26 protein-coding genes are annotated in these 25,934 nt (G+C 44.3%); 17 read left to right on the forward strand and 9 right to left on the reverse strand.

The genetic code is table 11. The features are described from left to right. The first annotated feature begins 20 nt into the window (after positions 1-20). The 6 genes from lysA to AQUSIP_RS11160 all read left to right on the forward strand — a co-directional run bounded on the left by lysA (position 21) and on the right by AQUSIP_RS11160 (position 5,494). Positions 21-1,259, forward strand: coding sequence for a diaminopimelate decarboxylase (gene lysA / locus AQUSIP_RS11140; RefSeq protein WP_114834333.1), 1,239 nt, complete (start codon positions 21-23; stop codon positions 1,257-1,259). Between the two features lie 6 nt (positions 1,260-1,265). After that, positions 1,266-2,126 carry a fumarylacetoacetate hydrolase family protein gene (locus tag AQUSIP_RS11145; RefSeq protein ID WP_114834332.1) on the forward strand — a complete coding sequence of 287 codons (861 nt, stop codon included), beginning with the start codon at positions 1,266-1,268 and terminating at the stop codon, positions 2,124-2,126. 11 nt (positions 2,127-2,137) lie between these two features. After that, complete coding sequence (locus tag AQUSIP_RS11150; RefSeq protein WP_114834331.1) at positions 2,138-3,292, forward strand: acyl-CoA dehydrogenase family protein; 1,155 nt, start codon at positions 2,138-2,140, stop codon at positions 3,290-3,292. 34 nt (positions 3,293-3,326) lie between these two features. Beyond that, positions 3,327-3,467, forward strand: a complete 141-nt coding sequence (locus AQUSIP_RS12395) for a hypothetical protein (RefSeq protein ID WP_170131794.1) — start codon at positions 3,327-3,329, stop codon at positions 3,465-3,467. Between the two features lie 39 nt (positions 3,468-3,506). Then, positions 3,507-4,289: a 3-hydroxybutyrate dehydrogenase gene (locus tag AQUSIP_RS11155; protein WP_114834330.1), complete on the forward strand. Its 783-nt coding sequence runs from the start codon at positions 3,507-3,509 to the stop codon at positions 4,287-4,289. A gap of 65 nt (positions 4,290-4,354) precedes the next feature. Further along, the gene (locus tag AQUSIP_RS11160; RefSeq protein ID WP_114834329.1) at positions 4,355-5,494 is read left to right on the forward strand and encodes a patatin-like phospholipase family protein; all 1,140 of its coding nucleotides are present in this window, start codon (positions 4,355-4,357) and stop codon (positions 5,492-5,494) included. Between the two features lie 68 nt (positions 5,495-5,562). Here AQUSIP_RS11160 and AQUSIP_RS11165 read toward each other — a convergent pair whose 3' ends face one another. Beyond that, the gene (locus tag AQUSIP_RS11165; RefSeq protein ID WP_148326096.1) at positions 5,563-6,132 is read right to left on the reverse strand and encodes a hypothetical protein; all 570 of its coding nucleotides are present in this window, start codon (positions 6,130-6,132) and stop codon (positions 5,563-5,565) included. A gap of 195 nt (positions 6,133-6,327) precedes the next feature. Beyond that, complete coding sequence (locus tag AQUSIP_RS11170; protein WP_114834327.1) at positions 6,328-7,701, reverse strand: chloride channel protein; 1,374 nt, start codon at positions 7,699-7,701, stop codon at positions 6,328-6,330. Between the two features lie 166 nt (positions 7,702-7,867). On the opposite strand from AQUSIP_RS11170, the gene AQUSIP_RS11175 reads away from it, so the two are divergent. The 5 genes from AQUSIP_RS11175 (at position 7,868) to AQUSIP_RS11195 (ending at position 11,117) form a co-directional block, all read left to right on the forward strand. Next, positions 7,868-8,176 carry a BufA1 family periplasmic bufferin-type metallophore gene (locus tag AQUSIP_RS11175; RefSeq protein ID WP_114834326.1) on the forward strand — a complete coding sequence of 103 codons (309 nt, stop codon included), beginning with the start codon at positions 7,868-7,870 and terminating at the stop codon, positions 8,174-8,176. 84 nt (positions 8,177-8,260) lie between these two features. Further along, the gene (locus tag AQUSIP_RS11180; protein ID WP_172621985.1) at positions 8,261-8,917 is read left to right on the forward strand and encodes a TVP38/TMEM64 family protein; all 657 of its coding nucleotides are present in this window, start codon (positions 8,261-8,263) and stop codon (positions 8,915-8,917) included. 37 nt (positions 8,918-8,954) lie between these two features. Then, complete coding sequence (gene bufB, locus AQUSIP_RS11185; RefSeq protein ID WP_114834324.1) at positions 8,955-9,806, forward strand: MNIO family bufferin maturase; 852 nt, start codon at positions 8,955-8,957, stop codon at positions 9,804-9,806. Further along, the gene (locus tag AQUSIP_RS11190; RefSeq protein WP_114834323.1) at positions 9,781-10,530 is read left to right on the forward strand and encodes an HvfC/BufC N-terminal domain-containing protein; all 750 of its coding nucleotides are present in this window, start codon (positions 9,781-9,783) and stop codon (positions 10,528-10,530) included. The genes bufB and AQUSIP_RS11190 overlap by 26 nt, the downstream gene beginning before the upstream one ends. Then, the gene (locus AQUSIP_RS11195) at positions 10,527-11,117 is read left to right on the forward strand and encodes an NUDIX hydrolase (protein WP_114834322.1); all 591 of its coding nucleotides are present in this window, start codon (positions 10,527-10,529) and stop codon (positions 11,115-11,117) included. The genes AQUSIP_RS11190 and AQUSIP_RS11195 overlap by 4 nt, the downstream gene beginning before the upstream one ends. Before the next feature lie 124 nt (positions 11,118-11,241). Here AQUSIP_RS11195 and AQUSIP_RS11200 read toward each other — a convergent pair whose 3' ends face one another. The 5 genes from AQUSIP_RS11200 to AQUSIP_RS11220 all read right to left on the reverse strand — a co-directional run bounded on the left by AQUSIP_RS11200 (position 11,242) and on the right by AQUSIP_RS11220 (position 15,971). After that, positions 11,242-12,177: a hypothetical protein gene (locus AQUSIP_RS11200; protein WP_148326097.1), complete on the reverse strand. Its 936-nt coding sequence runs from the start codon at positions 12,175-12,177 to the stop codon at positions 11,242-11,244. A 67-nt stretch (positions 12,178-12,244) separates the two neighbouring features. Beyond that, positions 12,245-13,639, reverse strand: coding sequence for a Dot/Icm T4SS effector AnkH/LegA3 (gene ankH / locus AQUSIP_RS11205; protein WP_114834320.1), 1,395 nt, complete (start codon positions 13,637-13,639; stop codon positions 12,245-12,247). A 10-nt stretch (positions 13,640-13,649) separates the two neighbouring features. Then, the gene (locus AQUSIP_RS11210; protein ID WP_114834319.1) at positions 13,650-14,174 is read right to left on the reverse strand and encodes a hypothetical protein; all 525 of its coding nucleotides are present in this window, start codon (positions 14,172-14,174) and stop codon (positions 13,650-13,652) included. 102 nt (positions 14,175-14,276) lie between these two features. Continuing rightward, the gene (locus tag AQUSIP_RS11215) at positions 14,277-15,221 is read right to left on the reverse strand and encodes an electron transfer flavoprotein subunit alpha/FixB family protein (protein ID WP_114834318.1); all 945 of its coding nucleotides are present in this window, start codon (positions 15,219-15,221) and stop codon (positions 14,277-14,279) included. After that, entirely contained in the window at positions 15,222-15,971 is a 750-nt protein-coding gene (locus AQUSIP_RS11220; protein WP_114834317.1) for an electron transfer flavoprotein subunit beta/FixA family protein, read from the reverse strand. Between the two features lie 143 nt (positions 15,972-16,114). On the opposite strand from AQUSIP_RS11220, the gene AQUSIP_RS11225 reads away from it, so the two are divergent. The 4 genes from AQUSIP_RS11225 to AQUSIP_RS11240 all read left to right on the forward strand — a co-directional run bounded on the left by AQUSIP_RS11225 (position 16,115) and on the right by AQUSIP_RS11240 (position 21,174). Next, positions 16,115-16,879: an SDR family NAD(P)-dependent oxidoreductase gene (locus AQUSIP_RS11225; protein ID WP_114834316.1), complete on the forward strand. Its 765-nt coding sequence runs from the start codon at positions 16,115-16,117 to the stop codon at positions 16,877-16,879. Positions 16,880-16,947: 68 nt separating this feature from the next. Next, positions 16,948-17,844: a protease HtpX gene (htpX, locus tag AQUSIP_RS11230; RefSeq protein ID WP_170131793.1), complete on the forward strand. Its 897-nt coding sequence runs from the start codon at positions 16,948-16,950 to the stop codon at positions 17,842-17,844. A gap of 87 nt (positions 17,845-17,931) precedes the next feature. After that, positions 17,932-19,881: an APC family permease gene (locus AQUSIP_RS11235; protein WP_114834315.1), complete on the forward strand. Its 1,950-nt coding sequence runs from the start codon at positions 17,932-17,934 to the stop codon at positions 19,879-19,881. A gap of 141 nt (positions 19,882-20,022) precedes the next feature. Then, complete coding sequence (locus AQUSIP_RS11240; RefSeq protein WP_114834314.1) at positions 20,023-21,174, forward strand: regulator of G-protein signaling domain-containing protein; 1,152 nt, start codon at positions 20,023-20,025, stop codon at positions 21,172-21,174. A gap of 3 nt (positions 21,175-21,177) precedes the next feature. On the opposite strand, the gene AQUSIP_RS11245 is transcribed toward AQUSIP_RS11240, so the two are convergent. Continuing rightward, positions 21,178-23,211: a PqqD family peptide modification chaperone gene (locus AQUSIP_RS11245; RefSeq protein WP_170131792.1), complete on the reverse strand. Its 2,034-nt coding sequence runs from the start codon at positions 23,209-23,211 to the stop codon at positions 21,178-21,180. 166 nt (positions 23,212-23,377) lie between these two features. Here AQUSIP_RS11245 and tpx point away from each other — a divergent pair, with 166 nt between their 5' ends. Both tpx and AQUSIP_RS11255 read left to right on the forward strand, forming a co-directional pair. Beyond that, a complete protein-coding gene (tpx, locus tag AQUSIP_RS11250; RefSeq protein WP_114834312.1) occupies positions 23,378-23,887 on the forward strand; it encodes a thiol peroxidase in 510 nt (169 codons plus the stop codon). Between the two features lie 9 nt (positions 23,888-23,896). Beyond that, positions 23,897-24,310, forward strand: a complete 414-nt coding sequence (locus AQUSIP_RS11255; RefSeq protein WP_114834311.1) for a CoA-binding protein — start codon at positions 23,897-23,899, stop codon at positions 24,308-24,310. Between the two features lie 6 nt (positions 24,311-24,316). On the opposite strand, the gene AQUSIP_RS11260 is transcribed toward AQUSIP_RS11255, so the two are convergent. Next, complete coding sequence (locus AQUSIP_RS11260) at positions 24,317-25,879, reverse strand: hypothetical protein (RefSeq protein ID WP_114834310.1); 1,563 nt, start codon at positions 25,877-25,879, stop codon at positions 24,317-24,319. Positions 25,880-25,934 lie beyond the last annotated feature (55 nt).

The following is a 25,934-nucleotide window of genomic DNA, read 5'->3' on the forward strand; positions in this document are numbered from 1 at the left end:
CTTGCTTCCGGTATCTCATCATGTCATGCCTGCATTATCGTGAAACTGAGCTCTATATTGAAAATAGCCGCCTGAAACAGGTCGCCGAAAAGTTTGGTACACCGTGCTATGTCTATTCCAGCTCAGCGCTAGCATCAAACTGGCAAGCCTTTGATGAAGCCCTTAAATCCATTCCGCATCGTATCTGTTATGCGGTAAAAGCCAACAGCAATCTTGCGATTCTTCATCAGCTCGCCAAATTGAATTCCGGTTTTGATATTGTATCGCTGGGTGAATTAGAACGGGTTATTGCTGCAGGCGGTGATCCTAAGAAAGTGATTTTTTCAGGTATTGGTAAAAGCGAGATAGAAATTGAGCAGGCGATTAAAAAAAAGATCCACTGTTTCAATGTGGAATCTGAAGCCGAGCTGGAAAAACTGCACCAAATCGCCTCTCGGCTAAACACGACTGTTAATGTTGCCTTGCGCGTGAACCCTAACATTGATCCGCACACGCATAATTACATTTCAACTGGATTGAAAGAAAATAAATTTGGAATTGAAATCAATAAAATTATCCCACTCGGACGTCAGCTGGCTTCCGCCTCACATTTGCGGTTAATAGGCATTGCTTCTCACATTGGTTCGCAGATTGTTAAGCTGAATCCTTTTTTAAGCGCTGCAAATCGCTTGCTGGATATTTATCTTGAGCTACGTAAATCCGGTATCAACGTTCAGCATATTAATGTGGGCGGTGGTCTTGGAATTACTTATCATGATGAGCATCCGCCCGCTATCGCTGAATATGTAAAAGCCCTGCAGCAGAAATTTCTCAAACACCCCGTTGAAATTATCATTGAACCGGGCCGTTCGATCGTAGGTAATGCAGGAGCCCTGCTTACACGAATTGAATATCTCAAGCATACCAGCCAGAAAAATTTTGTGATAGTTGATACAGGAATGAATGACTTATTACGCCCCGCTCTTTATAATGCATGGCAAGCGATTTTGCCGGTAGAATTGCGTAATTCAGAAAAAAGGACCTATGATATCGCAGGCCCTGTCTGTGAATCCGCTGATTTTCTGGGAAAAAATCGCACCCTGGCTGTTCAGCCCGGCGATTATCTTGCCATTGATTCAGCTGGTGCATATGGCTTCAGCATGAGTTCAAATTATAACTCGCGTTGCCGTCCAGCTGAAGTGTTGATTGAAAACGACAAGATGCGCCTCATTCGCCGGCGCGAAACAATTGAAGATTTGTTTGCCCTTGAAAAAATATGAGTGATTATGAAACTAGTACGTTACGGTGATCCGGGCCGCGAAAAACCGGGTTGCCTGGACAAAGCAGGATGTCTTCGCGATCTGTCCCATCTTATTTCTGATATTGCCGGAGATGCCTTATCACCCGCAAAACTGGCTGAGCTAAGCAAGCTGGAAACCGAAAGTCTTCCCCTTGTAGAAAACCAACCTCGTCTTGGTCCCTGCGTTCATCAGGTAGGAAAATTTTTATGTATTGGTCTCAATTACGAAGACCATGCGAAAGAAACGGGCGTAGAAAACCCATCTGAACCTGTAGTTTTTTTAAAAGCCACCAGTGCCATTACAGGGCCTTATGATCCTATTGTGATTCCGCATGGATCCACACATACCGACTGGGAAGTGGAGCTGGGTGTAGTGATTGGCAAGCGTGCAAAGCACGTTCCTTTGGGGAAAGCAGGTGACTATATTGCCGGTTATTGCGTGATTAATGATGTCTCGGAACGGCATTTTCAAAAACACAATACCAGTCAATGGGCCAAAGGCAAAAGCTGCGATACCTTTGGCCCTATCGGCCCCTGGCTTGTGACCTCCGATGAAATTGCTGATCCCCAGCAGCTTTCTTTATGGCTGGAAGTAGATGGAAAACGGTATCAGGACGGCCATACTAGCAAGATGATTTTCGACGTAAAACATCTCGTTAGTTATTTAAGCCGGTTTTTCACACTCTATCCAGGTGATATTATTTCCACTGGCACACCGGCGGGTGTGGGATATGCACAAAAACCGGAAGCGATCTATCTCAAGCCTGGACAAACCGTCAGACTTGGTATCACAGGTCTAGGTGAGCAAAAGCACAAAACGACAGCGGAAGATATCCTTCCACGCTAACGGAGAAAAAAATGGATTTTAGTTTAACGCATGAGCAGTCTGCCATTCGTGAAATGGCGCGCAATTTCGCGGAAAAAGAAATGGCCCCTTTTGCAAACGAGTGGGATGAAAAATATATATTTCCTGTAGATACCCTACGCAAAGCGGCATCCCTGGGTCTTGCTGCCATCTATGTACGTAGCGATGTGGGCGGAACGGAATTGAATCGCCTTGATAGCGCCATTATTTTCGAAGAACTTGCCACCGCCTGCCCCTCTACCGCTGCGTATCTGTCCATTCATAACATGGTGGGATGGTTGATTGATCAATATGCAGATGAATCCTTACGTCAAACCTGGCTTCCCAAGCTTGCTACCATGGAAGTCATGAGCAGCTATTGTCTTACTGAACCCGGTTCAGGCTCCGATGCGGCTTCACTTAAAACCCTGGCAGTACGCGATAATGACCATTATGTCTTAAATGGTGCAAAAGCGTTTATATCAGGCGGCTCGACCAGTGATATCTATGTTTGTATGGTACGCACAGGGGGCGAAGGCCCGCACGGCATCAGCTGTCTATTAGTTGAAAAGGATCGTCCCGGCATCAGCTTTGGAAAACGCGAACAAAAACTGGGTTGGCACAGTCAGCCAACCACCATGGTATTTTTTGAAAATTGTCGTGTCCCGGTCAGTAACCGCATTGGCGAGGAAGGACAGGGATTCAAAATCGCCTTATCAGCTTTGAATGGCGGGCGTATTAATATCGCTGCCTGCTCACTGGGCGGCGCAAAAAATTGTCTGGAGCTGGCGCGCCAATACATGCTGGAGCGAACACAATTCAAACAAAAACTCGCGGAGTTTGAAGCCCTGCAATTCACTTTTGCTGATATGCTAACCCATCTTGAAGCCTCACGCATGATGGTATATCGCGCCGCTTTTGCTCTGGATGAAAAAGATCCCCACGCCATCATGTACTGTGCCATGGCCAAACGGCTTGCCACCGATCTCTGCTTTACTATCTGCGACCAGGCGCTACAGCTCCACGGTGGTTATGGTTATATTCGCGACTATCCCATTGAACGATACTTCCGTGATTTACGCGTTCACCAAATCCTTGAAGGTACAAACGAAATTATGCGGCTGATTATTGCCCGGCAAGCCTTTCAGGAAACATTTAAGCTTTGTTAAGCTAGATGGATTATAATAAAGAAATAGAACGATTATGCCAACGCAGTGGCTGGTATCCAGTCAAAAGAAGGACAATCAGCAGAATAAGTATGTTTTTTATACGATTAAGGAACAAATTCTGCAGCATGAACTCAATTTTGAGTTTTTACTAGATACCAGCCCTGAGTTGGCATAATCGTTTTATGTGTGCCATCTAAACTGGAGGGAACCAGCTATGCGTCTTAAGGACAAGATTGCCGTCATTACAGGGGCTGCCAGCGGAATCGGAAAACGAATCGCCGAAGTGTTTGCACGCGAAGGCGCCAAGGTAGTGATTGCAGACGTCAATGCCTCTCAAGCTGAAGCAGCTGCCAAGGATATTCAGGCACAAAAAGGCGAGGCAATGGGGCTTAAAATGGATGTGACAAATGAAACTGACGTAGATAACGGTATTGCTCAAGTCATCGAAAAATATGGCAACGTAGATATTCTCATCAGCAATGCCGGTATACAGCATATCGATCCCATTGATAAATTATCTTTTGCTGACTGGAAAAAACTATTAGCGATACAGCTTGATGGTGCGTTCCTGACAACACGCGCATGTCTACGCTCCATGTATGCAGCAGGACGCGGCGGCAGCATTATTTACATGGGTTCCGTCCATTCCAAAGAAGCGTCCCCACTAAAAGCACCCTATGTCACTTCCAAGCACGGCTTGATTGGCCTTTGCGAAGTCGTAGCCAAAGAAGGCGCAAAACATAATGTACGAGCCAATGTGATTTGTCCGGGTTATGTTAAAACCCCATTGGTAGAAAAACAGATTCCTGAACAAGCAAAAGAATTAGGTATCAGCGAGCAGGATGTCATTGCAAAAGTCATGCTCAAAGATACAGTAGACCAACAATTTACGACGACGACCGATGTCGCCGAAGTTGCTTTGTTTTTCGCCTCTTTTGAGTCTAACGCCTTGACGGGTCAGTCACTTGTCGTCAGTCATGGATGGTACATGCAATAAGAACCATCCTGTAGGAGTACATGAACATACGTCATTGCTCCAGTTTGCGTCAATAAGGAGATGCCATGGCAAAGGATCTTGCCTCATCATTTGACCGCATTATCTATCTTTTCCAAGGCGGCGGTGCGCTAGGCGCCTATCAGGTAGGTGTATTCAAAGCCTTGCATGAAAATGGTTATTTACCAGACTGGATGATTGGCACTTCCATAGGTGCAATCAATAGTGCCATTGTCGCAGGCAATAAACCAGAAAAACGGATTGAAAAACTGGAGGGATTTTGGAATAGCATCTCAACCAAACTCCCGGCTATGCCAGACACATTAAACAATATTGTTATGGAACGCTGGCATCATTTTGTGAGCGCACAGATGACAGCCTGGTTTGGGCAGCCCGGGTTTTTTCGGCCACGCTGGTGGAATCCCTGGTGGAGCCTGCAGAGCACAGTAGACAAACTAAGTTACTACGACACCAGCGAATTGCGCGAAACATTGCTGCGCTATGTTGATTTTGACCTGATCAACCAGAAAAAAGTGCGGCTTAGCATTGGGTCTGTGCGAGTTGCAACGGGTGAATTGGTTTACTTTGACAATACTAAAATTGAGATTACGCCCGAACATGTAATGGCAAGCGGTGCGCTGCCGCCCGGATTTCCTGCCGTCTGTATTGATAACGCCATGTATTGGGATGGCGGAGTACATTCAAATACCCAGGTCAATCTTTTGTTCAAGGAAGATGAACCCATCCGCTCACTCTGTTTTATGGTGCATCTCTTTGATTCATACGGGACACGCCCCATTACGATGGATGGTATTTACAAGCGGCAAAAAGATATCAGCTATTCAAGTCATCATCATCAGTTCATTACCGCCTATGGTATGGTGCAAAACTTAAGGCATGCTATCCGGGTCCTGAGCGAAAATATGCCCGAAGAAAAGTTGAATTCTGCCGAATTAAAAGAATTAATCGAGCTTGGACACAGCGGGGTCATCCATCTTGCGCGCTTCCATTATAAAGGAAAATTATCTGACCTCTCCTCAAAGGATTATGAGTTTTCTTTATCATCCGTCATGGAACATATTAAAAATGGGTGTGAAGATGCTGCCCGAACCCTGCGTAAACCGCCGTGGGAAGAAGTGCTACCTGAAGATATCGGCCTGGTGGTATATGAATTATCTGACGATCCTGCTACAGATCATCAGATTTAATTTTTTATTTAAGCAAATTAAGCAAGAAGATGTTTCTGTTGCGCACTATTTTAATTTCATTCTAATTATTATTTGGATTTCGGATCGAATGGTTTTAGTTTAACTCCCTTTTCAATATCATCCATCAATTCATGCCTTCGATAACGCGGTTTTTTAAAGCCCAGCTCTTTTAAAAATTTAACATTTTGCGAGTGCTTCCAAAGCTCAACGCCCGCCAAATATTCTTTTCGAGTTACATTTTTGCCGTTGATGTTCACGGTATTGGGAATATTAAATTTTTGGCATAAATATTCTTCAATTGCGCGATAATTTTCCGCCGGAATCCCCGGTTGCCGAGAGACAATAGAAGCAAGCCAAAAAACGGGACGGAATGGCTGCTCAGGATTATCTTTGGAGGGAATACGGATGTCATCTTCATATCCTTCCTTTATAAATTTCTCAGCAGCCATTTTGACAACTTCAAGATTACCGCTTTTGACTGCCGTATCAATAAAGAGAAGTCGTTCTGACTGAGAGAATTTTTTAAGGTTTAAAGAACCAATATGGATGGAAAAAAGCTCAACCAGTTTTTTTTCCCCCATTTTTTGGAGATGAACAATCCCTTCTACTTTAGTAGGAAAGCCACTTAAATCAAACATGATATTTATCAAGTTCGTGCGAAGTGTATTTTGATCGGGAAAATAACTCTCCATTGTGTGAATACCTCGTCAATTGTACTTATTATAGTACTCTTTTCGAGATTATTCCTGGTGCGTTATGTAACGATAGCCGGCATAACGCATTGGCATACTACGGTGGTGGTGACATTTACTCATTCTTTTATTATGTTACTTCTATTCTTTCATCACCTCTTGCCGGCTAAATAAAGCATCCGGAATAAAATGACCGCGCCGGGTCAATTTAAGTGTATAGACACTGTCTTTCTCCAGAACACGACGAATCCCATATGCGATTGCCACAATCACCATCAACGGCAGCATAATGGTGAAATCATTTGTCATTTCTGCGGTCATAACGATGGCAGTAAGCGGCGCGCCTGTACTTGCGCCCACCATGCCCGCCATGCCGGCCAGTGCCCCGAATTGAATATTCATGCTGAGATAGTCGGGGAAAAGATAATTACAAACGACCGCAAACGAACCGCCCAGCGTTGCGCCAATGAATAACAAAGGAGAAAAAACGCCGCCCGAACCGCCTGATCCCAGCGTAATAGCGGTATCAATTAATTTCAGCACAGCGAGAAACAGTAAAAATCCAGGGTGATCCAGTATCAGCATCAATACATCGCGCACGGTGGCATAACCGACGCCCTGAATGTAATAATGACCAAAAAATCGGATCATACCGTACATGCTAAGTCCAATTAAAAACATGCCCAGCATATGCCGCACATAATATCCACCCGGGATTCTGTCGAATGTATCTTCGGTAAAATAAATAGAACGAATGAAAAGCACCGAAAACAGGCCAAAAACAATGCTGAGAACAATATAGCTTAATATGTCAAAGCTATTTATATGTGTAATGGTGCTAGTCGTAATAGGAATAAAGGCAGCTTCGCCAAAATATAAATAACTGGTATACGTTGCAATGGCTGTCGCGATACTCACTGGAATAAGAGTACGAGCACTTAACTCAGGCAGCATAATCTCTATGGCAAATAGAATACCGCCAAAAGGTGCGTTAAAGGTCGCGGCAATACCACCGCCCGCACCACAGGCGATAAGCGTAATACGCTGCCAGTCGGGGATGCGTACCCACTGGCCAATGGCAGAACCAAAGGCAGCGCCTATTTGTATAATCGGGCCCTCGCGGCCAACGGAGCCGCCTGACCCAATGGAGATAGAAGAAGCGATCGCCTTAATGACAGCTACAATCGGGCGCACGATACCCCGCTCATAATAAATAGCATCCATAACCTCGGGAACGCCATGCCCTTTTGCTTCAGGGGCAAAATTCTTAACAAGAAATGCCACCACCACTGCGCCAATAACGGGCGCCAGAATAATCCCTATTCCCCAGCGGCTAGGTGCCGCATGCTGCAGCACATCGTAATACATCGAAAACTGACCATAAAAAAGAATATTATGAAATAAACCAATCAATTGCCTGAAAACAATGGCGCCAAGACCGGCAACAATGCCGACAAGTACAATTAATATAGTAAATCGAGCCCAATCGCGGCGATTTGCTGGCTGTTTATCCATCAAATTAGTTCCTTCATCCTATTTTTCATTCGTCCTTCATCGAAAATTATAATAAACTAACGGGCTCGGACTGAACATATAAATGTCTGTTATACGAAATGCTTCGCACCTGCCGTGCAAGCGTTTGGCTAGCATGACAAACTTTAGAAAAAATGGAGCTTATTGCATGTCTAATAAAATAATTACCTCGGCTATTTCTGCTGTACTCGCCCTGGGTGTTGCGGGTGCAAGCACATCCGCTCTCGCTGCAAACCAGGAAACAAAACAGGACATGTCTCAAATGATGGGTGGCATGAAAGGCATGGAGAAATGCTATGGCATCGCCAAAGCCGGTCAAAATGACTGCGGTACTGCAAGTCATGGCTGCGCAGGCGAATCAAAAGTGGATGGCGACAAAGAGGCCTGGCTCGCTATTCCTACGGGGCTCTGCAACAAAATTGTAGGTGGCAGCACTAAAGCACCTGACAAGCATTAATTTCATTAATAACACCGCGCGAATCGCATGAATAATTTTTTTATCGCTTTAAAAAAATGGTTTTTATTAGGTTCTTTATTGTGCATGCTTTTCATATTTTTTTATTTTCAGCTTTACCGCTACTTAAATTTCCATACCTTAAAAACCTATCAATCCACTATTCAACAATGGACAGTCCATCATTATAAACTGGCAGTAGTATTATATTTATTTATTTTTATTGTTCTTATCGCCTGTACCATTCCCTGTGCTACGTTGCTTACCCTGATCGGCGGCTTCCTGTTCGGCGGCATTGCCGTCATCTATGCGGTACTAGGTACTGCCTTGGGCGGCACGGTACTCTTCCTTGCTGTACGTTCCGCCATTGGTTCACATCTTAAGACCCGCACCAACGGATGGATCAAGCAATTTGAGCAAGGATTTCAGCAAAACGCCTTCAATTACCTGCTAATGCTACGTCTCATGCCAATTTTTCCCTGCTGGATTAGCAACATCTCTGCGGGTGCACTCAATGTACCGCTTAAAACCTTCATGAGTGCGACAGTTATTGGCATTTTCCCCGCCACTTTTATTTACGCCATGGCGGGAAGAGGCCTTGATAAGCTTCTAATAACGGAGCAGACACCCAATTTAAACCTGGTTTTTACTCCTTCCATTTTTTTCCCCCTCTGCGGATTAGCTATTCTTAGCATCTTTCCTGTATTCTATAAACGTGTTAAAAAACAGGATCAGGATCGATAGCTTTTTCAGGGAATGGCATGGGGAAGGAAACTGGCTTGTGCAATCATCATTACTATTGACCGGTATCGGTTTGAGAACACCACATTACACACCTTTTCTTGAAAAGCAGCCGGGTGTTGCCTGGATTGAAGTCCATAGTGAAAATTATTTTGGTGAGGGCGGCAAACCACTCCATATTCTGGAACAGATACGCCGTGATTATCCCATCAGTCTGCACGGCGTCAGCCTGTCACTGGGATCAGCTGATGAGCTCAACTGGCAGCATTTAAAAAAGCTCAAAGAGCTTGCTAACCGCATTCAGCCCTGCCTGATATCCGATCATTTGTGCTGGTCTTCCATTGATGGGCACTATCTACATGATTTATTACCCCTTCCTTATACGGAAGAAGCGCTCGATCATTTGGCCACGCGTATTCAGCAAGTCCAGGATTATCTGAATCGTCAGATATTAATCGAAAATATTTCCAGCTACATTCAATTTCCTTACTCGGATTTTTCTGAACAAGATTTTTTAAAAGAAGTCGCCGAACGGTCCGGGTGTGGCATTTTACTGGATATTAATAATATTTATGTGAATGCCACGAATTTCGGCATGGACGCGCTCGCCTATCTGTCCGTCATTCCCGCTAAGCTGGTACAGGAAATCCACCTGGCCGGATTTTCTACTGCTGTGATTAATGACAAAGAAGTACTCATTGATAGCCACAACCGTCCCATCGTGCCTGCCGTCTGGGATCTTTATCGTCAAGCCATTCAACATCTGGGGTCGAAACCTACGATCATTGAATGGGATGCGGATATTCCACCGCTTGAAACACTCTGTCTGGAAGCTTACCGAGCAGAAAAAATCATGAGAGAAACCTATGTCGCTGCAAAACTTACAGGCTGAGTTAGCCGAAGCCATTTTGGCAAATGACCCCGCTACCACAATCGTTCTACCGGTAGAACATCTGCGTATTTACCAGAACAACATCGAATCGAATCTTGTAAAAACATTAAAAAACACCTACCCGCTCATCACAAAACTACTAGGCGACGATTTTTTTCAAACGACAGCCTGTCATTACATCGCCTACTATCCTTCACGAAGCGGAAACTTGCATGATTATGGGGAATATTTCAGTGATTTTCTGGCGGAACACCCGCCCGTCAAGCATTTATGCTATCTGGCTGAAGTAGCCCTGTTTGAATGGTCTTGCCATACCCTCTTTGTTGCTGCAGATCATGCCGCGCTTGATATCGCTTTGCTGGAAAAAATGTTACCCGAGCAATATCACCAGATCCATTTCATCCTCCATCCAGCCTGCCGATTAATGGCATTTCAGTATCCAATCATGGATATCATTGATCTCTGTAAAGGCGAACAAAATGAAACTGTACATCTGGATAAGGGTGGCATTCACTTGCTTATTATCCGGCGCGAACTGGAAATTGCGCTGGCTCCCTTAACAGCAGCAGAGTTCGCTTTTCTGGCAGCCTTACAGGAAGATAAATCGCTTTCACAAGCATTCGAAACCGCATTAAGCATCGAGCCTGATTTCAAATTGGAAGAAAAATTGCCTGGTTGGGTCCAGGACAAAACCCTAGTGGATTGTTATGTGGAAAATACATGATTCAAACCTGGCCAGATATTAATGCCCTGATTCGAATTCTTTCCGCCTATCGACCCGTTATGCTTCCTGAAACGGCAGAACGCGCCGCAGTGATGCTTATTTTGCTGGTCGATGAAGATGACCAAGTAGAAATAGTGCTAACGAAACGTGCAGCTACTCTGCCTGCTTATGCAGGTCATTTTAGCTTGCCTGGCGGCATGCATGACAAAACCGATATCAATTTGTATCAAACAGCAGTACGTGAAGTGCATGAAGAATTAAATCTGTCTGAAACAGTATACCAACACATAGGACAACTCGATGATTTTAGTGCACGCGAAGGCCACCTAGTGCGGCCATTTGTCACCGTGATGCAAAAACGGAATTTCGAAAAAATGCATGCGCTAGCACCCAGTGAAATTGATCACATTTATTATCTAGCTTTAACACGATTAGACCGCTTCGTCGATGATCCTGCTTTACACGTTTTGACCCGCCGACGACCCAGTTATGTATTCAGGGAAGGAGAAGTATTTATTTGGGGATTAACGGCCAGTATATTGGTACATTTATTTGATATCATAAAAACAACCCTCGATTACAAATGAACGATAAAAGCTAGTTCTTTCCTCGCTGTCGCCGTCAATTTTTTCTTCACCCTCATTGCAATAATGAGAGGGGTATAATGGCAGCGATTTTACAATACACAAATCCCGTAAAGCTTGAAGCAAGTTATTTTCCAGGACCCATCAATTTTAATAGTCTATTTGCAGGTTGAGGATTTTCATTAAAAATCAAATACGAGTCAATCTCACTGTCCTTAGCAGAGGGGAAAAAAGTCATTTTCCAATTATCCCTATCTTCCTTGTCCAGTTTATTAAATTCACGCTTCAGAATTTGAGTAAAACTAACCAGTCCCAGTGTCGTATAGCTAAACACTTTCCCAAGCGGATGACTCGCCGTCAGCGCATCGCGCAACGCATTTTTTCGAATAAAACGCTCAGTCAAGGATAATATATAATCCATTATTTTCTGTTTTTGCGCCGTCAGTTTACCATATTCATCTTCAGGCAGCAGACCGCTTGCGGCCAGGTGGTAAATCACTTCGCCATCCTGCCGATTTGAAACAATATCAGTCAATGATACTTTTAAGTCCATAGCAAATGGGGATTTGCCTTTCAAGCGCATCAATTCAAAAATGGGATCGGGTAGTAAATCTTCGTTTTGATCTTCTTCAAACAAAAATTCGACTAATTTTAAATAGCGAAGGACGATGCGTTTAGAATACGAATGGGCAAGATGCATGCCAAATGTCCAGCCGTTATTATCCTGTTGACTAAATATTTCAATCAGCGTGCGGCTATTTCCATCCTGTTGATAGAGTTTCAGCAAAAAGCTGAGGTAATCATCAAGAACGTCTTCATTTCCTGCATGAACCAATAAAATCCCAATATTCACACCTTCAGAATTTTGCTGTTTGAGTAAACCTGCCAGTTGGTTAATTTTTTTTGGTTGCATCAGAAGATTAAGTTCTGTGAGTAAACTTTTGCAATCCGCCCTGTCAGGATAATAAGAAGCCGGAGAAATTGTTACTTCTTTTTGGCTAGTTTGCGCAACATGAGTGTTAGCAAGTGGCGCCTCTCTCATAACCCATTTTTCCAAACGCATCCACAACTTTTCCCTGTAGTTATTCAGCATCATTTTTGCGCCCTTTTGAGTTAAAAGTGGAACAAAGTCAGCGGCCAGTCGGGTAACCATAATCTTTTAAAAGTTCGGCAAAACGTTTTCCTTCTTCGGTATGCCCTTCATAATAGTAAACACGTAAATAATTTTTTAAAAGATATTCATAGGGGGACCGAATGAGGACAGACAAAATAGATTCAATACGGTCACGGTCCGAGGGATTGTAAGGATCACAACGCTGAAACAAGATAGCCGCCAGAATTTCAGCTTTGCATGCCTTACGGATCGCATCGCCTTCCTGATATGCCTGGATGCAGAAATGCAAAGCACGATCCTTGTTCCATTCACGCCAGCGCTGGAAGAAATTGATGGCCAGTGTTTTATAATAGGCATGCGCCTGGCTATCCGGATTTAAATCCATCAACACAAGAAAAAAAAGTGCTGGTATGGAAGCTTCCACATTGGCCCAAGAGCAATTACCACTGATTTGCGATTCCACTTTTAATTCAGTCAGCGGTGTTAATCCTAATATTTGGTCCAGTTCTTCATTAATGAATTCACTTGTCTGCTTTTCGTAAATCAGTGTTTTGACAAAATCCGCATTTAATTGTTGAGGATGTTGTATTCGATAAAACATGATATTGTCATACAGACGGCTATCTTCCCGTCTGTCGCACTTGACCCAGATATTATTGTATTGAATGAAGGTAATAGCGTGGCCTTCGTAACCCACCGGAATCAAGACCGGTTGCTGGCGAAGCAGCGCATCAATGCGGGATTGGAATTTTCTGATATCCACGCGATATTGCTGGTATTTGATAAGCTCGGACGCTCGAAGCATCACTTCAACAATAAATTGTGCCAAGCCGGAATAGCGGCGTAGTTGTCTCGCGGCAAAATGATTTTTGAACTGAGCAAGCGAATCTGCGATGAGTCCAATCGTGATTTCAAGAAAAAAACCTTCGAAATCCACTTCCACGTATCGATTCTGCGGATCAATGATGGAAGCCGTACCGACCAGTTCGTACATATGACCTAGCAGTTTGGTATTAATATAATCTTGCGCAAAAACCTGATCGGCGCCAGCGCGAATCAGTAAATGCTTCAATGCACTTTGTTGCCGTAAAGTCGGCATCACCAGCACAGATTGACCGGCGAGTGTATACGCGTTGGGATTGGCGCGGTGCGCGAGGAGCAGCTCGCATAGGTCGCTGTTATTATTTTCTGCCGCCCAATGCAGAGCCGTTCCACCCGTCACATCCTGTTGGTTGGGATCCGCTCCTTGGCTTAGCAATAACTCGCTGATTTCAATATTATCTACAATCGCAGCTTCAATAAGAGGCGTAAAACCATATTCATCAATTTGATTCACTTCATCACCGTAACGCAATAGCTGTCTGACACTGTGAATATCTTCTTGTAAAATGGCATCAGCAAGCGTTGGCATAGCAGTGTGATTACCTTGTCAATTTGGGCGGTATAAATTTAGGTGCGTGAGCATATTCCGGTCGATGACGTAAATTATATTGAAATTGCAGCTCGTTACGTTTTTCATTATTCGTTTCTGCAATATTTTCTTCAGGGATTGGGTTAATCTGCCGGTCGACGCCGCTAAACTGTGCTTTGTTCGCCAGTATGGGGTTGACTTTGTATTGAGCGCTCATCCCTGCGCCCATTAACCCTTGTCGGTGAGCAGCGAGCGATATTTTGCCTTCTTTGAGTGCTTTATATTGCTCGCGCTTATCCTTTTGCAGTTTGACGCGATCCTCATGGCCATCTTTATGCACAGAAAGCAGACGCCTGATTTCATCGGATGACAGCAAATCATCGCGCAAATGCTCGCCGCTTGCGAGAAAGTCCCGAAACTCAATCTGGCCGCTTTTGCCGCCACTTCCCTTGCCAGATTCGCCTTCGGTATCCTGATCACTGCCATTTAGGCCGGTTAAGCCGGTTTTTTTATTATATTTATCATCTGCAGACATATACGCCCCTAGAACAAGGTGGGTACTTTACTAATTATAGCAATAATAACAAGGGATAGGGCATTAACCTATCCGCATCAGGCTATATGCTAAAACCAGGGGCTACGCCAATACCTTATCCAGCTCATCACGCAATGCAGGCAATATCTTAAACAAGTCCCCCACCAGTGCATAATCAGCGATCTGGAAAATAGGCGCTTCCGGATCATTATTGATCGCCACAATCACCTTGCTGTCTTTCATGCCAGCGAGATGCTGAATAGCGCCTGAAATTCCTACCGCAATATAAAGATCCGGTGCGACTACTTTGCCTGTTTGGCCTACCTGATAATCATTGGGTGCAAAACCCGCATCGACGGCAGCGCGGGAAGCGCCCACTGCTGCGCCTAATCGGTCTGCAATTTCCTCAATCAGTTTAAAATTCTCTGCGCTTTTTAAGCCGCGTCCACCTGAAACCACAATACGCGCGGAGGTGAGTTCAGGACGCTCGGATTGTGTCAATGTCTGGTTTTCGAAACGCGAGAGCGTATTCGGTATGGCTTCTGAAATGATTTTGATTGTCGCTTTGGGCTCACCCGCTTCTACAGGCGGAAAACTGGTTGTACGTATGGTCAGAATTTTGATACGGTCTTGTGACTGTACCGTTGCCAGTACATTGCCTGCGTAAATGGGCCGCACGAAGGTATCGGGTGAAATAATCTGCATCACGTCGCTTAGCATGGCCACATCAAGCAGCGCTGCAATACGCGGCAAAAGATTTTTACCAAATGTGGTTGCCCCCGACAAAATATAATCATATTCCTTAGCCAGTAACGCAGCAAGTGACGCGCAATTTTCCGCCAGCTGATGGTCATAGACAGCATTATCCGCAAGCAGTACCTGCTGAATGGCGGGTAAGGAACGAGCTTCTTCAGCAACCTTTTGACATGCTGCCCCCATGATGAGCAAATCAATTTCATTGCCCAACTTTTTGGCTGCAGTAACCGTATGGTGTGTTGCCTGCTTCAGTGTTTGATTATCATGTTCTGCAATGATTAGTATTTTCATTTATATTACCCGTGCTTCATGCTTTAAACGGTTTACCAATTCAGCCGCGTTATCTAGTCGCGTACCCGACCTGCGTTTTTCCGGCATAACAACTTGCAAAGTTTTTACCCGCGGGGCGAGATCGAGATTGAAGGATTCTGCAGTGACAATGCTAATCGGTTTGCGTTTGGCTTGCACAATATTGGGTAGCGAAATATAGCGCGGCTCATTGAGACGTAAATCGGTTGTCACGACAGCTGGCAATGTCAGAAACAGTGTCTCTAATCCGCCGTCAATCTCGCGTGTCACACTGACGCCATCGTCACGCAATCCCAGTTTGGAAGCGAAAGTTCCTTGCGGCCAATTCAATAAGGCGGCCAGCATTTGCCCCACCTGATTATCGTCGGTGTCTATCGCCTGCTTGCCGAGTATAACCAACCGCGGCAACGTCTGCTCGGTAATAGCCTTAAGAATTTTTGCTGCTGCCAATGGTTGAATTTCGCTTTCCGCTTTCACCAGGATGGCACGATCCGCACCCATCGCAAGTGCCGTTCGTAATATTTCCTGGCAATGATCGCCTCCGATTGAAGTAACGATAATTTCGCTCGCTAATCCCTTTTCTTTGATGCGAACAGCTTCCTCAACGGCGATTTCATCAAAAGGGTTCATCGACATTTTGACGTTCGTGGTTTCAACGCCCGAGCCATCCGATTTAATTCTAATGGTTGCCTTATAATCAACGACTCTTTTAACAGCAACGAGAATTTTCATTTCTCTACTCCATGTATTGCTTGAATAAGGGTGAATGGTATCACTCAATTTTATGGACTGGAATAATAAAACGTTGTGTTGGATAATGCACAGCAAAATAAAATACGAATAGGTTCTGTGGATAATATAAGGGAAAAATCACGATGGAAATGAAAAATTGCGCGGCGATTATCACAGGCGGTGCATCCGGAATGGGCGCAGCCACGGCAAGAATGCTGGCCAAACAAGGTGTCAAGGTAGCCCTGTTCGATGTCAATAAAGAAGCCGCTCAAAAGATCGCGGCCGAAATAGACGGATTCGCCGTCACTTGTGATGTCACTCAAGCAGAAAGCGTGGAATCGGCCGCAGCCGAAGCACAAAAGCAGCATGGACCTGCTAGAATTTGTATCAATTGCGCAGGTATCGTACATGGCCGACGCATGGTGAGCCAGCAAGGACCCATGCCGCTTGATGAGTTCCGTAAAGTGATTGAAATCAATCTGCTAGGTACATTCAATGTCATGCGGATCGCTGCCGCAAACATGATGCCACTCCCAACACTTGGCGAATCAGCAGAACGCGGCGTCATTATCAATACAGCTTCCGTAGCGGCTTATGAAGGGCAGATTGGTCAAACAGCTTATAGCGCTTCCAAAGGGGGTATTGTAAGCTTGACCCTGCCCGCAGCACGTGAACTGGCACAATTCGGTATTCGTGTCATGACCATCGCGCCGGGGCTCGTGGATACACCCATGTTTTCCAAGATTTCGCCCGAGGCAAGGGCTTCACTGGAAGCAATGGTACCCTTTCCCAAGCGGCTAGCCAGACCCGAGGAATATGCGATGCTAGTCCAGCAGATCATTGAGAATCCCATGTTAAATGGTGAAGTTATCCGGCTGGATGGCGCTTTACGCATGCAGCCTAAATGAGGTATTTTAAAAACGCATGGCCTGATACAATATAAGGCAGCATTATAAGTAAGCGAGGAAATGCAACAATGGGTATGTTGAAACGTGTTCTTCTATTTATTGCCACCAACATTTTAGTCATTGCAACCATTTCGATTATCACGAGCGCGCTAGGCCTGCACTCTTATTTGACTGCATACGGCATCGACTATGTTCAGCTCGCTATTTTTTGCGCTATTTGGGGTACCGCCGGCGCCTTTATTTCACTCTTTATGTCCAAGTTTATCGCCAAAATGGCGATGGGTGTTGTCATCATCAACCCCAATAATGCCACGCGGGAGGAACGTTTTCTGCTAGAAATCATTTATGGTCTGGCAAAAAAACTCGGACTGAGAAAAATGCCAGAAGTAGGCATTTATCCTTCACCCGAAGTGAATGCTTTTGCCACAGGCCCTACCAAGAATAGTTCGCTGGTTGCGGTTTCCTCCGGATTACTCATGAATATGAATCGCGATGAAATTGAAGCCGTCCTCGGACATGAAATGTCTCATGTGGCCAATGGCGACATGGTAACCATGACGTTGATTCAGGGGATTGTAAACGCTTTTGCACTTTTTCTTTCCCGCATCATCGCCTATACCATTTCCGTTGCCATGTCACGCGACGAGCGGGGCGACATTTCTTATCTCACTTACAGTTTATTCACCATCATATTTGATATTCTGTTTACCTTGCTGGGGACGATTCTGGTGGCTGCGTTTTCTCGCTGGCGCGAATACCGAGCAGATGCTGGCGGAGCGAAGCTAGTCGGCCGCGATAAAATGATTGCAGCGCTTAAACGATTGCAAATGGCATCCGGCATAGAAGATGAAAGAGCGCCTTCGCTTGCCGCATTGAAGATATCTCATCACTCCAGCTGGATGTCGCTTTTCTCAACCCATCCTCCACTCGAAAAGCGAATCACGCGCTTGGAAGAACTGAAATAAACATGTCATGCCAGGGAGCGGCAATACCCGTTATAATCCATCACGATGATAAAACCGTCTTAGGACAGACGGCGCCACAGGATTGACATGTCATTCAGTAAAAAAGTAAAGCAGCTTATTCTCGGTCACCCGCTTAATCCGCTTAATCCCCAGATCCTGCGTCACGTGTCGTTGGTGGCTTTTCTTGCTTGGGTAGGATTGGGTGCAGATGGACTTTCTTCTTCTTGTTATGGCCCTGAAGAAGCCTATATTGCCCTGGGTCCGCATACACAGTTTGCCTTATACATCGCTATTGCAACCGCAATCACTGTGTTTGTCATTTCTCTAGGATACAATCAAGTCATTGAACTTTTCCCTAGCGGCGGGGGCGGCTATAAAGTTGCTTCGCAACTGCTAGGCTCCCACATAGGACTCATTTCCGGCGCGGCACTTATTGTCGATTATGTGCTAACTATTGCCGTCTCCACTGCCAGTGCCATGGATGCGGTTTTCAGCCTGTTGCCTACCCATTTGCTGTCTTACAAGCTGCTAGCAGAAGCAGGCCTCATTCTTGTGTTGATTCTTCTTAATATGCGCGGAATGAAAGAATCCATCAAATTTCTCCTACCTATATTTCTCGGCTTTTTTATTATCCATGTCGTCTTAATTGTTTACGGTATCATTGCCCATCGCACTGGCCTTTCGCTGATTATTCCGAGCACCATTGAAGAAACCCGCAGTACCATTGCCGAAGTAGGATGGATTCCTGTGTTGGCCCTGATCCTGCATGCTTATTCACTGGGAAGTGGTACCTATACGGGCCTTGAAGCTGTTTCAAATAACGTAAACCGTTTGCGCGAACCGCGCGTTGTCACGGGAAAATGGACCATGTTTTATATGGCCACCTCACTCAGTATGATCGCAGGCGGCATAATTCTGCTCTATCTTCTATGGGCACCCACGCCACATATGGGCCAGACCTTAAATGCCGTCGTTTTTCATTCCATTTTGGGTGATTCCGAAATAGGAAAAATATTGCTGTTCATTACACTACTACTGGAAGCGGGTCTACTTGTGCTGGCTGCCAATACAGGCTTTCTTGCCGGGCCCAGTGTGCTGGCAAACATGGCGATTGATGGCTGGATGCCCAACCGCTTTCGCCATCTTTCCACCCGACTCGTCATTCAGAATGGGCTGATTTTGTTTGGCATTTTCGCATTAGCTATTCTGATCTGGTGCCGCGGTAAAGTTTCATTGCTAGTCGTCCTCTACAGTATTAATGTATTTCTTACTTTTTCACTTTCGTTATTTGGCTTGTGTGTATATTGGGCTCGACAAAAAAGCAGAGCTTCTTCACGCTGGCTGTGGCGCCTTCTGTTTTCGTTTCTGGCCTTCTCCATTACGAGCAGTATTTTATGTATCACGGTTTTCTCCAAATTCCAGTCGGGTGGCTGGTTGACCGTGGTAGTAACCTGCACGGTCATCCTAGTCTGTTTACTCGTCAAACGTCATTATCGTCTTTTTAACAAAAAACTGGCTCAACTGGATGTGCAATTAAAACAGCCTATTGTGCATCCGCTTAGCTTCGTTACTATTGATCCACAACAACCTACCGCTGTGATTCTGGTTGGAAAAAGTCCGGGCGTTGCCATGCACACATTGCTCAATGTCATCCGCATGTTTCCGCGACATTTCAAAAATTTTGTTTTTATGAGCGCGGGTATTGTTGATGTAGAAAGCTTCGCGGGACAAAGTGAGCTGGAAAAAATGCGCAATCAGGTGAATGAAAATCTGCAATATTTTATTGATTATTGCAATCAGTATGGCATTGCAGCGGAAGGTTATGCAGCCTTTGGTACGGACACCGTGGAAGAGCTTGTCAAATTGGCTGAAGAAATCAGCCAGAAATATTCAAACTGCATTTTCTTTTCAAGTAAGCTGATCTTTGAAAAAGACAATTGGTTGATGCGATTATTACATAATGAAACTCCTCTTACTCTTCAGCGTAACCTACACTTACAAGGCAAAGAATTGGTGATTCTGCCAATGAAGATTTAATATTATTAATAATAAAATCATGAGGTTAATATTTAAATTCAGTAAATGTGGTTAATAGCACCATGCTACTGGTAAAATACCAATCAAAATGGTTTATATATTATAATAACTAATCCTTATTTTTAAAAAACGAGGGGGATAATGGAAACAAGAAAAATAGACTTGCTATCTGACGTCATACGTTTCACATCAGCTCCAAATATGAAAATAACGCCTGATTGGATCATTGCACTTAAGCAAGTGTCGGAAAAGTTATTTTGCAGGGAGAATGTTCTTTTTTTACTTGAGTATTATAAATTAAAACAGCTAGACCCTAATTCAGCAGAATGGATAAGCGCTTCCCAAGCCATTAAATCCCGATTCTTTAATCCAGCATCCTTCGATGAACTCAATCTGCCTGGTAAAACATATGATGACGTCGCAAAAAGTGTAACGCCAACGGATGATATGCTGAAGCGAGTTGAAAAAAGCGTCTTGAGCCTGGTCGAGTCAGATACATTTGCTAAGACTATGAACGATAAAACCTTAATAGTAACCCATGAAAAAATTTTGCAAAAAGCCATTGATATCATCGCGGATTCTGGGGATAACGATGAATCCAAAATAAGCAAGCTGGATGAACTCTTTCAATTCACTGAATTGGGTATTCAACAGGTGGAAAGACAAATGGTTCTTCAAAATGTTCTTGAGAAAGCGAAGAAAGATAAACAACCGCTTAGTGTGATAGATAATATCAGTTCTATGGTTAAAAAGCTTGACCCATCCTTGTCTCCTTCACCACAACCCAAAGAATCAATGTCTGATTTACTTCTGAACACGCAGCTTGATAATTTTATCAATCGTATCAGGCAACTCCCCAAGCTATATAACCAACTGGAAGCAAGCAGGTTTTCACACCGTTTTCATAAACCCAAACATAATAAGCACATTGAACCTCTTCTTAATGCCATTAACTTGATAGCGTTAAGTAACGCAGAGACTCAAGAAAAGTTAAGAAAAATTTCTGCAACGCTGGAAGATCTGTTTATTGAATCGCAACAAGGTATATTTAAAAAAAGCACCGATGAGCTTGTCAAGGAATTGAATGAAAAGCAAGGCCATCACTTGAGAAGAATGGTAGGCTTATTATTGCAAGATATCGCTAAATATCCAGGTATGGTTAATATTAACCTGCCTGAAATTAAAATACCAAAAGTCGGCTACGAAGATTTTCAGACGCCTATTTTTTCACCTGCCAAACCAACGGCCGATTTAAAAACACCATCACTTAAACGCGGTTCCCGCGAATTGTAAAATTTATTTTTCCGCCTGGCTACGAATGTCCGCAATGATTGTTACGCAGGAAAAAATCACCACCAGAAAAGGAATAATGAGGCTAACGTACGGATTCGCGCGAATGCCCAATACATTAAAAACAAAGGCCTGCACCACCAGTGTCAGAATAGTTACGATTGTTAAATAAACAAAACAGGCAAGCCAGTAAATGATTTCCGCCTTGTATTTTTTTAAAAGACGCGGATGGCGGAGTGACTTAGGAAATACCCTAACCAACCAAACCACCGCCGCCTGGCGCAGTCGCGGTTTTTCTACTCCATCCATCAGTACATAATAACCGTCCATTTCCTGCAAAGGGCTCAGGTTGCGTAAACCGCCGATATAAGTATAGAGTGCAAACAGCCAAAACATTCCTTGCACATAGGGGTTTTCGACCAAGAAAATCAGCAGTGCGGCTAATCCCGCGATGAGAATATCCACATACACACCCGAGAGATTAACCGCCATTCTCGGTTTACGCGAGGACAACCACATGTCAGAAGTATCGGTAAAAGCAATAGGTGTAAACCAGTACCAGCCAACGCCTATATAGTGCACTTCCCGTCCAAATGCTTTTACGGTAAACGCATGACCCAATTCGTGTAATAATACTTCAATCATGCTTAATGGAATTAAACCCAGCACCAAAAACAGACTCGTGCGCTCTCTGCTAAAAAAGGTCAGGATGGTTTCCGTATTCAGAACAAACGCTATGAATCCTGCCACGGCTAAAATAGCTAGTATTAACTGTGCGGGCACTGTAAACAAATAGCGAATGTATTTTTGATACATCCGCGTTATCCATTTATCTGCGTCTCCAAATGCCACGCGCGTTTCCAGTAGGCGGCGCAAATTGACGATGGATCTTACCCATAAAGGCTGTGTCCGCAGACGTGATTCATCCGGCATCTCCAGATTATGAATGAAGCCAGCCTTCGTCAATCTGGAAATAAGCGCCGCCACGACATCAGGTGCAAATACATGAAACCGATCCGCTAAATCAAGCGTAATGTCCTGCATGGTATGCTTGCCATCCAGGCGCCGCCAGATATAAGCACCTTCCTTTGAAAGGTTAAAATAACTTCCATTATCGGGATTTTTAAGAATAACAAGCGCTTGTCCGTCTGCAGTTATCCGCTGGTGAACAGTGACATGCGGATTTCGCAAAGGCCGACTTCTGTCCACCATCAAGGTCATAAACATGTTTGCCACGTCTTCTTCGGATTCAATCAGTTCTGACAAATATTCATGGCGTAATACTAATAATTCGCATTCAGTTACTGCTTTTGCCGAAGCGTTGCGCGGCGTATGACTAATAAGCGTGGCTTCTCCAAACAGCACGGGCGGTTTTAACAAGGCGAGCTGACGCACTTCCCCCGCTTCATTCGTTGCCAAGATCTCCACTTCACCAGCGCGGATCATATAGCATTTATCTCCCTCATCGCCTTGATGAAAAAGAAAAGTGCCCGCTGGCACTTTGACGTCTTCTACATGGTTTGCAAGCCATTGCAATCGGTCACGAGAAAGTTTAGAAAAAGGCAAAGACTGTTTTATAAACTGCATACGCAGCATTTGCAAAGATGCGGCATACATGACCGATTCCAGGCGATGCTTTTTTAAAAAAAGCGATAAGTCTTTTATATCAAGCTTAAGTAGCAACATAGGCGTAAGCGCAGTCACTGTTGCGGTGCGGTGCCCTGTAGTTGAATAAAACCCGGTATCATTTAAGCCTATGCTTTCCTCCACACCCAATATGGCGACGGGAACATGACGTATACGTTTGCGACGGCGTATTTCCTTCGTTACTTCCGCTTCACCTTCTACCACGAGGTAAATGCTATCAACCAGTTCATTTTCATTAACAATTTTTTCACCTGCCGAATACCGTTGCTCGTGCATCAGTAACGCAAGCTCTTGGCATTGCGCTGCGGATAACGCAGCAAAACAGGGAAACAGTCGGATAAGACGCTGGCGCGCTTGAATGCTGACTGCGTTCTCTGGTCCCTGCTCAGTCATAGTAGATTCATTCTTTCTATTCCGTGGATATCTACAGTATATAGTCGATACTTGTGCCATGCTAGCAAAGGCTGGTATGCAGATAAGAGACAGCTTGCTCAAAGTTATTTATAGCCATGCGCTTTTCAATTAGAATAAATTACCCAATCAAAAGGAGTTGACATCCATGGCAGAGATCCGCTTAAACGGCGAACCCATCCATACAACAGGTGAATTGCCGCCGGTTGGTGCAGAAGCACCTGATTTTACCGTCACTAAAACGGATTTGAGTGAAATTCGGCTAAAGAATTATCTGGGAAAAAAAATAATCTTAAATATTTTTCCCAGCCTGGATACCTCTACCTGTGCCGCTGCCATGCGCCGGTTTAATGAAATTGCATCTAATTTTAAAGATATCCTGATCTTGTGTGTTTCCGCCGATCTGCCCTTTGCGCAAAAACGTTTTTGTGCTGCGGAACATTTGGATAACGTACAACCTGTTTCCGTCTTTAGACACCCTGCTTTCGGCAAGGATTATGGTGTAACTATCGCTGATGGCCCACTGGCGGGTCTGCTTTCACGTGCTGCCATCGTACTGGATGAGCATGGTAAAATACTCTACAAAGAGCAAGTAGAGGAAATCACCGAAGAACCGGATTATTCCGCCATCGTTTCTGCCTTAAAAAACAGCCAATGAGGTGTCAACATGCGTAGCGATGTAGGAAAAAAAATTCAGCGATTTTTTACATCACCAGCCTATGGCGTAGTGGGGGCTTCCAGCAATAGGGAAAAATATGGCAATAAGGTATTACGGGTTTACCTGCAGCATCATAAAAAAGCCTATCCTGTTCACCCGCGTGAAACTTCTGTTGAAGGTGTCGCAACAGTCCCTGATGTCGCAAGCCTTCCTGACACGGTGAAAAGTATTTCGATCATCACACCGCCGGCCATCACGGAAAAAATCGTGGAAGCAGCTATCACTAAGGGAATTGAAAATATCTGGATGCAGCCTGGCGCAGAAAGCGATGAGGCAATTAAACAAGCGGAACAACACGGCATCAATGTGATCGCCCATGGTCCCTGCATCTTGGCGGAACTAGGATTCCAGGAAACCGATTAACCTCGCCTAAACCAACCTGAATGGAATAATGGGCGGTTTGGTCTTCTCCATCCCTAAAATCTGTCTAATCTGTTCTTCTTCTGATTGCTCAACGCCATTAGTAATACCGAGCATGTTTCTGATATGTTCTTTGTCTTCAACACTGATAACAGCAATAGGCTCAGTTGGCAGTTTTAACAACGTGATAATCCATTCAATGATATCCTCTTTATCATTTTGAGTAACAGAAGGATGTTTAAATAATTTTAGCAGCCCTTCTTTCGTTTTCGTAACCGTATAAGCCGCCATGTTCGACGTTTGCTCGGACACTTTGGTACCAATTTTATCCAGTATCCATGACCATAAGCCATCAACTGCTTTTTTTCCTACCTGCGAAATAAGGATGGTCCCACCTGCCAGATAGACGATCAAACCCAGAGGATTTATACCTCCCACCAGCGCGGGCAAAGCCATCTCTGCTGTATACTGCGCAGCAGTAAATCCAACGGCAGATTGCACTGCATAATTAATCCCTGTTGCTGTCCAGGATGGGGCTTTTTTCTTTGTATCCTGATCAGTAATTTCATGGTCCAATTCATCCAAAAAACGATCCAGATCGTGAAAATCCAGCTCCTCACACAGTTTAGCAAGTTCATCCTGATGATTCTTTTTCATGAATTTGATATGAACTTTTAATTCTGTTAGCCAATCAAGACGTGTCTCCCTGTCAATATTTTTCAGACTTTTTTTATTCAGCGCATGTAAAGCCTGTTTGTACAGCTCACTTCCTTTATTTAAAAATCTGTTTCCTTCTGGGGACAGTAGACTATATTCATCCCGAATAGACATCAGCAAATATAAAATCGATCCGAGGCGGATCTCTTGCGCCCGTTCTGGCGTTTGCTCAAGTTCAGCAGTCCGATCAATTAAAGCCACAAACTTCAATAACGAAGCATGTTTGCTGTTCTGATTTATCCACCAGCGGTTGTTGTTTAACGCAGTATAATGTTGATCCATTTGTTTGATATTGCTTGCCAGCGCCTGAGGCAAAGGCTCAGCATTCGTTAGCGCAGCGATGCGGCTCGATTCCCGCTCTTTTACATACTTGAGCGTATGCAATATTTGATCCATCAATATTTTCTTTTTTGTCCAGCTGAATTTTTTTTTCGGGCTGACATACTGCGTTATCTCTTCTTCCCGCAAATGATCTTTAATGAAACCATAAAAAGCATTTAAATAAATCAGCCGATGATCGTCATTGAGTGGATTTTTAACCGAGTGGAGTTTATTTTTAATCAGTGTATAGACGTCACTACCCGTTCCCAAAAACCAGCTCAAATAAGACTGATCTTCGCCTTTATTGGGCGAATAGCCGTAATATTCATAATAACGAATATATTCCATTTCAAAAATCAGCATGCCGGTTAAAATTTTGGTCATTTCTTCGGGATTAAATTGCGCTGCTTTTATAACTGCCAGGTGTTTAAATAAAGTCGCGAAAGATTGACGCTGGGGATTATTTTTATCAACTTTAATAAGCTCATCAGGTAAAGCCTGTAGTGCATCCAAAGTCAAAGGCTGATGTCTCATGATAGTTGTCCCTAATCTTATTAAGTTGTTTCTTCGAGTGTATTCAGCAAAGATT

Origin of the sequence: Aquicella lusitana (genome assembly GCF_902459475.1) — a bacterium.
Lineage (GTDB): Bacteria > Pseudomonadota > Gammaproteobacteria > DSM-16500 > DSM-16500 > Aquicella > Aquicella lusitana.

What these genes read in the sequence shown, in the direction of transcription:
- lysA (WP_114834333.1), top strand. Translation starts at nt 21, where the DNA reads ATGTCATGCCTGCATTATCGTGAAACTGAGCTCTATATTGAAAATAGC.
- AQUSIP_RS11145 (WP_114834332.1), top strand. Translation starts at nt 1,266, where the DNA reads ATGAAACTAGTACGTTACGGTGATCCGGGCCGCGAAAAACCGGGTTGC.
- AQUSIP_RS11150 (WP_114834331.1), top strand. Translation starts at nt 2,138, where the DNA reads ATGGATTTTAGTTTAACGCATGAGCAGTCTGCCATTCGTGAAATGGCG.
- AQUSIP_RS12395 (WP_170131794.1), top strand. Translation starts at nt 3,327, where the DNA reads ATGCCAACGCAGTGGCTGGTATCCAGTCAAAAGAAGGACAATCAGCAG.
- AQUSIP_RS11155 (WP_114834330.1), top strand. Translation starts at nt 3,507, where the DNA reads ATGCGTCTTAAGGACAAGATTGCCGTCATTACAGGGGCTGCCAGCGGA.
- AQUSIP_RS11160 (WP_114834329.1), top strand. Translation starts at nt 4,355, where the DNA reads ATGGCAAAGGATCTTGCCTCATCATTTGACCGCATTATCTATCTTTTC.
- AQUSIP_RS11165 (WP_148326096.1), bottom strand. Translation starts at nt 6,132, where the DNA reads ATGTTTGATTTAAGTGGCTTTCCTACTAAAGTAGAAGGGATTGTTCAT.
- AQUSIP_RS11170 (WP_114834327.1), bottom strand. Translation starts at nt 7,701, where the DNA reads ATGGATAAACAGCCAGCAAATCGCCGCGATTGGGCTCGATTTACTATA.
- AQUSIP_RS11175 (WP_114834326.1), top strand. Translation starts at nt 7,868, where the DNA reads ATGTCTAATAAAATAATTACCTCGGCTATTTCTGCTGTACTCGCCCTG.
- AQUSIP_RS11180 (WP_172621985.1), top strand. Translation starts at nt 8,261, where the DNA reads ATGCTTTTCATATTTTTTTATTTTCAGCTTTACCGCTACTTAAATTTC.
- AQUSIP_RS11190 (WP_114834323.1), top strand. Translation starts at nt 9,781, where the DNA reads ATGTCGCTGCAAAACTTACAGGCTGAGTTAGCCGAAGCCATTTTGGCA.
- AQUSIP_RS11195 (WP_114834322.1), top strand. Translation starts at nt 10,527, where the DNA reads ATGATTCAAACCTGGCCAGATATTAATGCCCTGATTCGAATTCTTTCC.
- AQUSIP_RS11200 (WP_148326097.1), bottom strand. Translation starts at nt 12,177, where the DNA reads ATGCGTTTGGAAAAATGGGTTATGAGAGAGGCGCCACTTGCTAACACT.
- ankH (WP_114834320.1), bottom strand. Translation starts at nt 13,639, where the DNA reads ATGCCAACGCTTGCTGATGCCATTTTACAAGAAGATATTCACAGTGTC.
- AQUSIP_RS11210 (WP_114834319.1), bottom strand. Translation starts at nt 14,174, where the DNA reads ATGTCTGCAGATGATAAATATAATAAAAAAACCGGCTTAACCGGCCTA.
- AQUSIP_RS11215 (WP_114834318.1), bottom strand. Translation starts at nt 15,221, where the DNA reads ATGAAAATACTAATCATTGCAGAACATGATAATCAAACACTGAAGCAG.
- AQUSIP_RS11220 (WP_114834317.1), bottom strand. Translation starts at nt 15,971, where the DNA reads ATGAAAATTCTCGTTGCTGTTAAAAGAGTCGTTGATTATAAGGCAACC.
- AQUSIP_RS11225 (WP_114834316.1), top strand. Translation starts at nt 16,115, where the DNA reads ATGGAAATGAAAAATTGCGCGGCGATTATCACAGGCGGTGCATCCGGA.
- htpX (WP_170131793.1), top strand. Translation starts at nt 16,948, where the DNA reads ATGGGTATGTTGAAACGTGTTCTTCTATTTATTGCCACCAACATTTTA.
- AQUSIP_RS11235 (WP_114834315.1), top strand. Translation starts at nt 17,932, where the DNA reads ATGTCATTCAGTAAAAAAGTAAAGCAGCTTATTCTCGGTCACCCGCTT.
- AQUSIP_RS11240 (WP_114834314.1), top strand. Translation starts at nt 20,023, where the DNA reads ATGGAAACAAGAAAAATAGACTTGCTATCTGACGTCATACGTTTCACA.
- AQUSIP_RS11245 (WP_170131792.1), bottom strand. Translation starts at nt 23,211, where the DNA reads ATGACTGAGCAGGGACCAGAGAACGCAGTCAGCATTCAAGCGCGCCAG.
- tpx (WP_114834312.1), top strand. Translation starts at nt 23,378, where the DNA reads ATGGCAGAGATCCGCTTAAACGGCGAACCCATCCATACAACAGGTGAA.
- AQUSIP_RS11255 (WP_114834311.1), top strand. Translation starts at nt 23,897, where the DNA reads ATGCGTAGCGATGTAGGAAAAAAAATTCAGCGATTTTTTACATCACCA.
- AQUSIP_RS11260 (WP_114834310.1), bottom strand. Translation starts at nt 25,879, where the DNA reads ATGAGACATCAGCCTTTGACTTTGGATGCACTACAGGCTTTACCTGAT.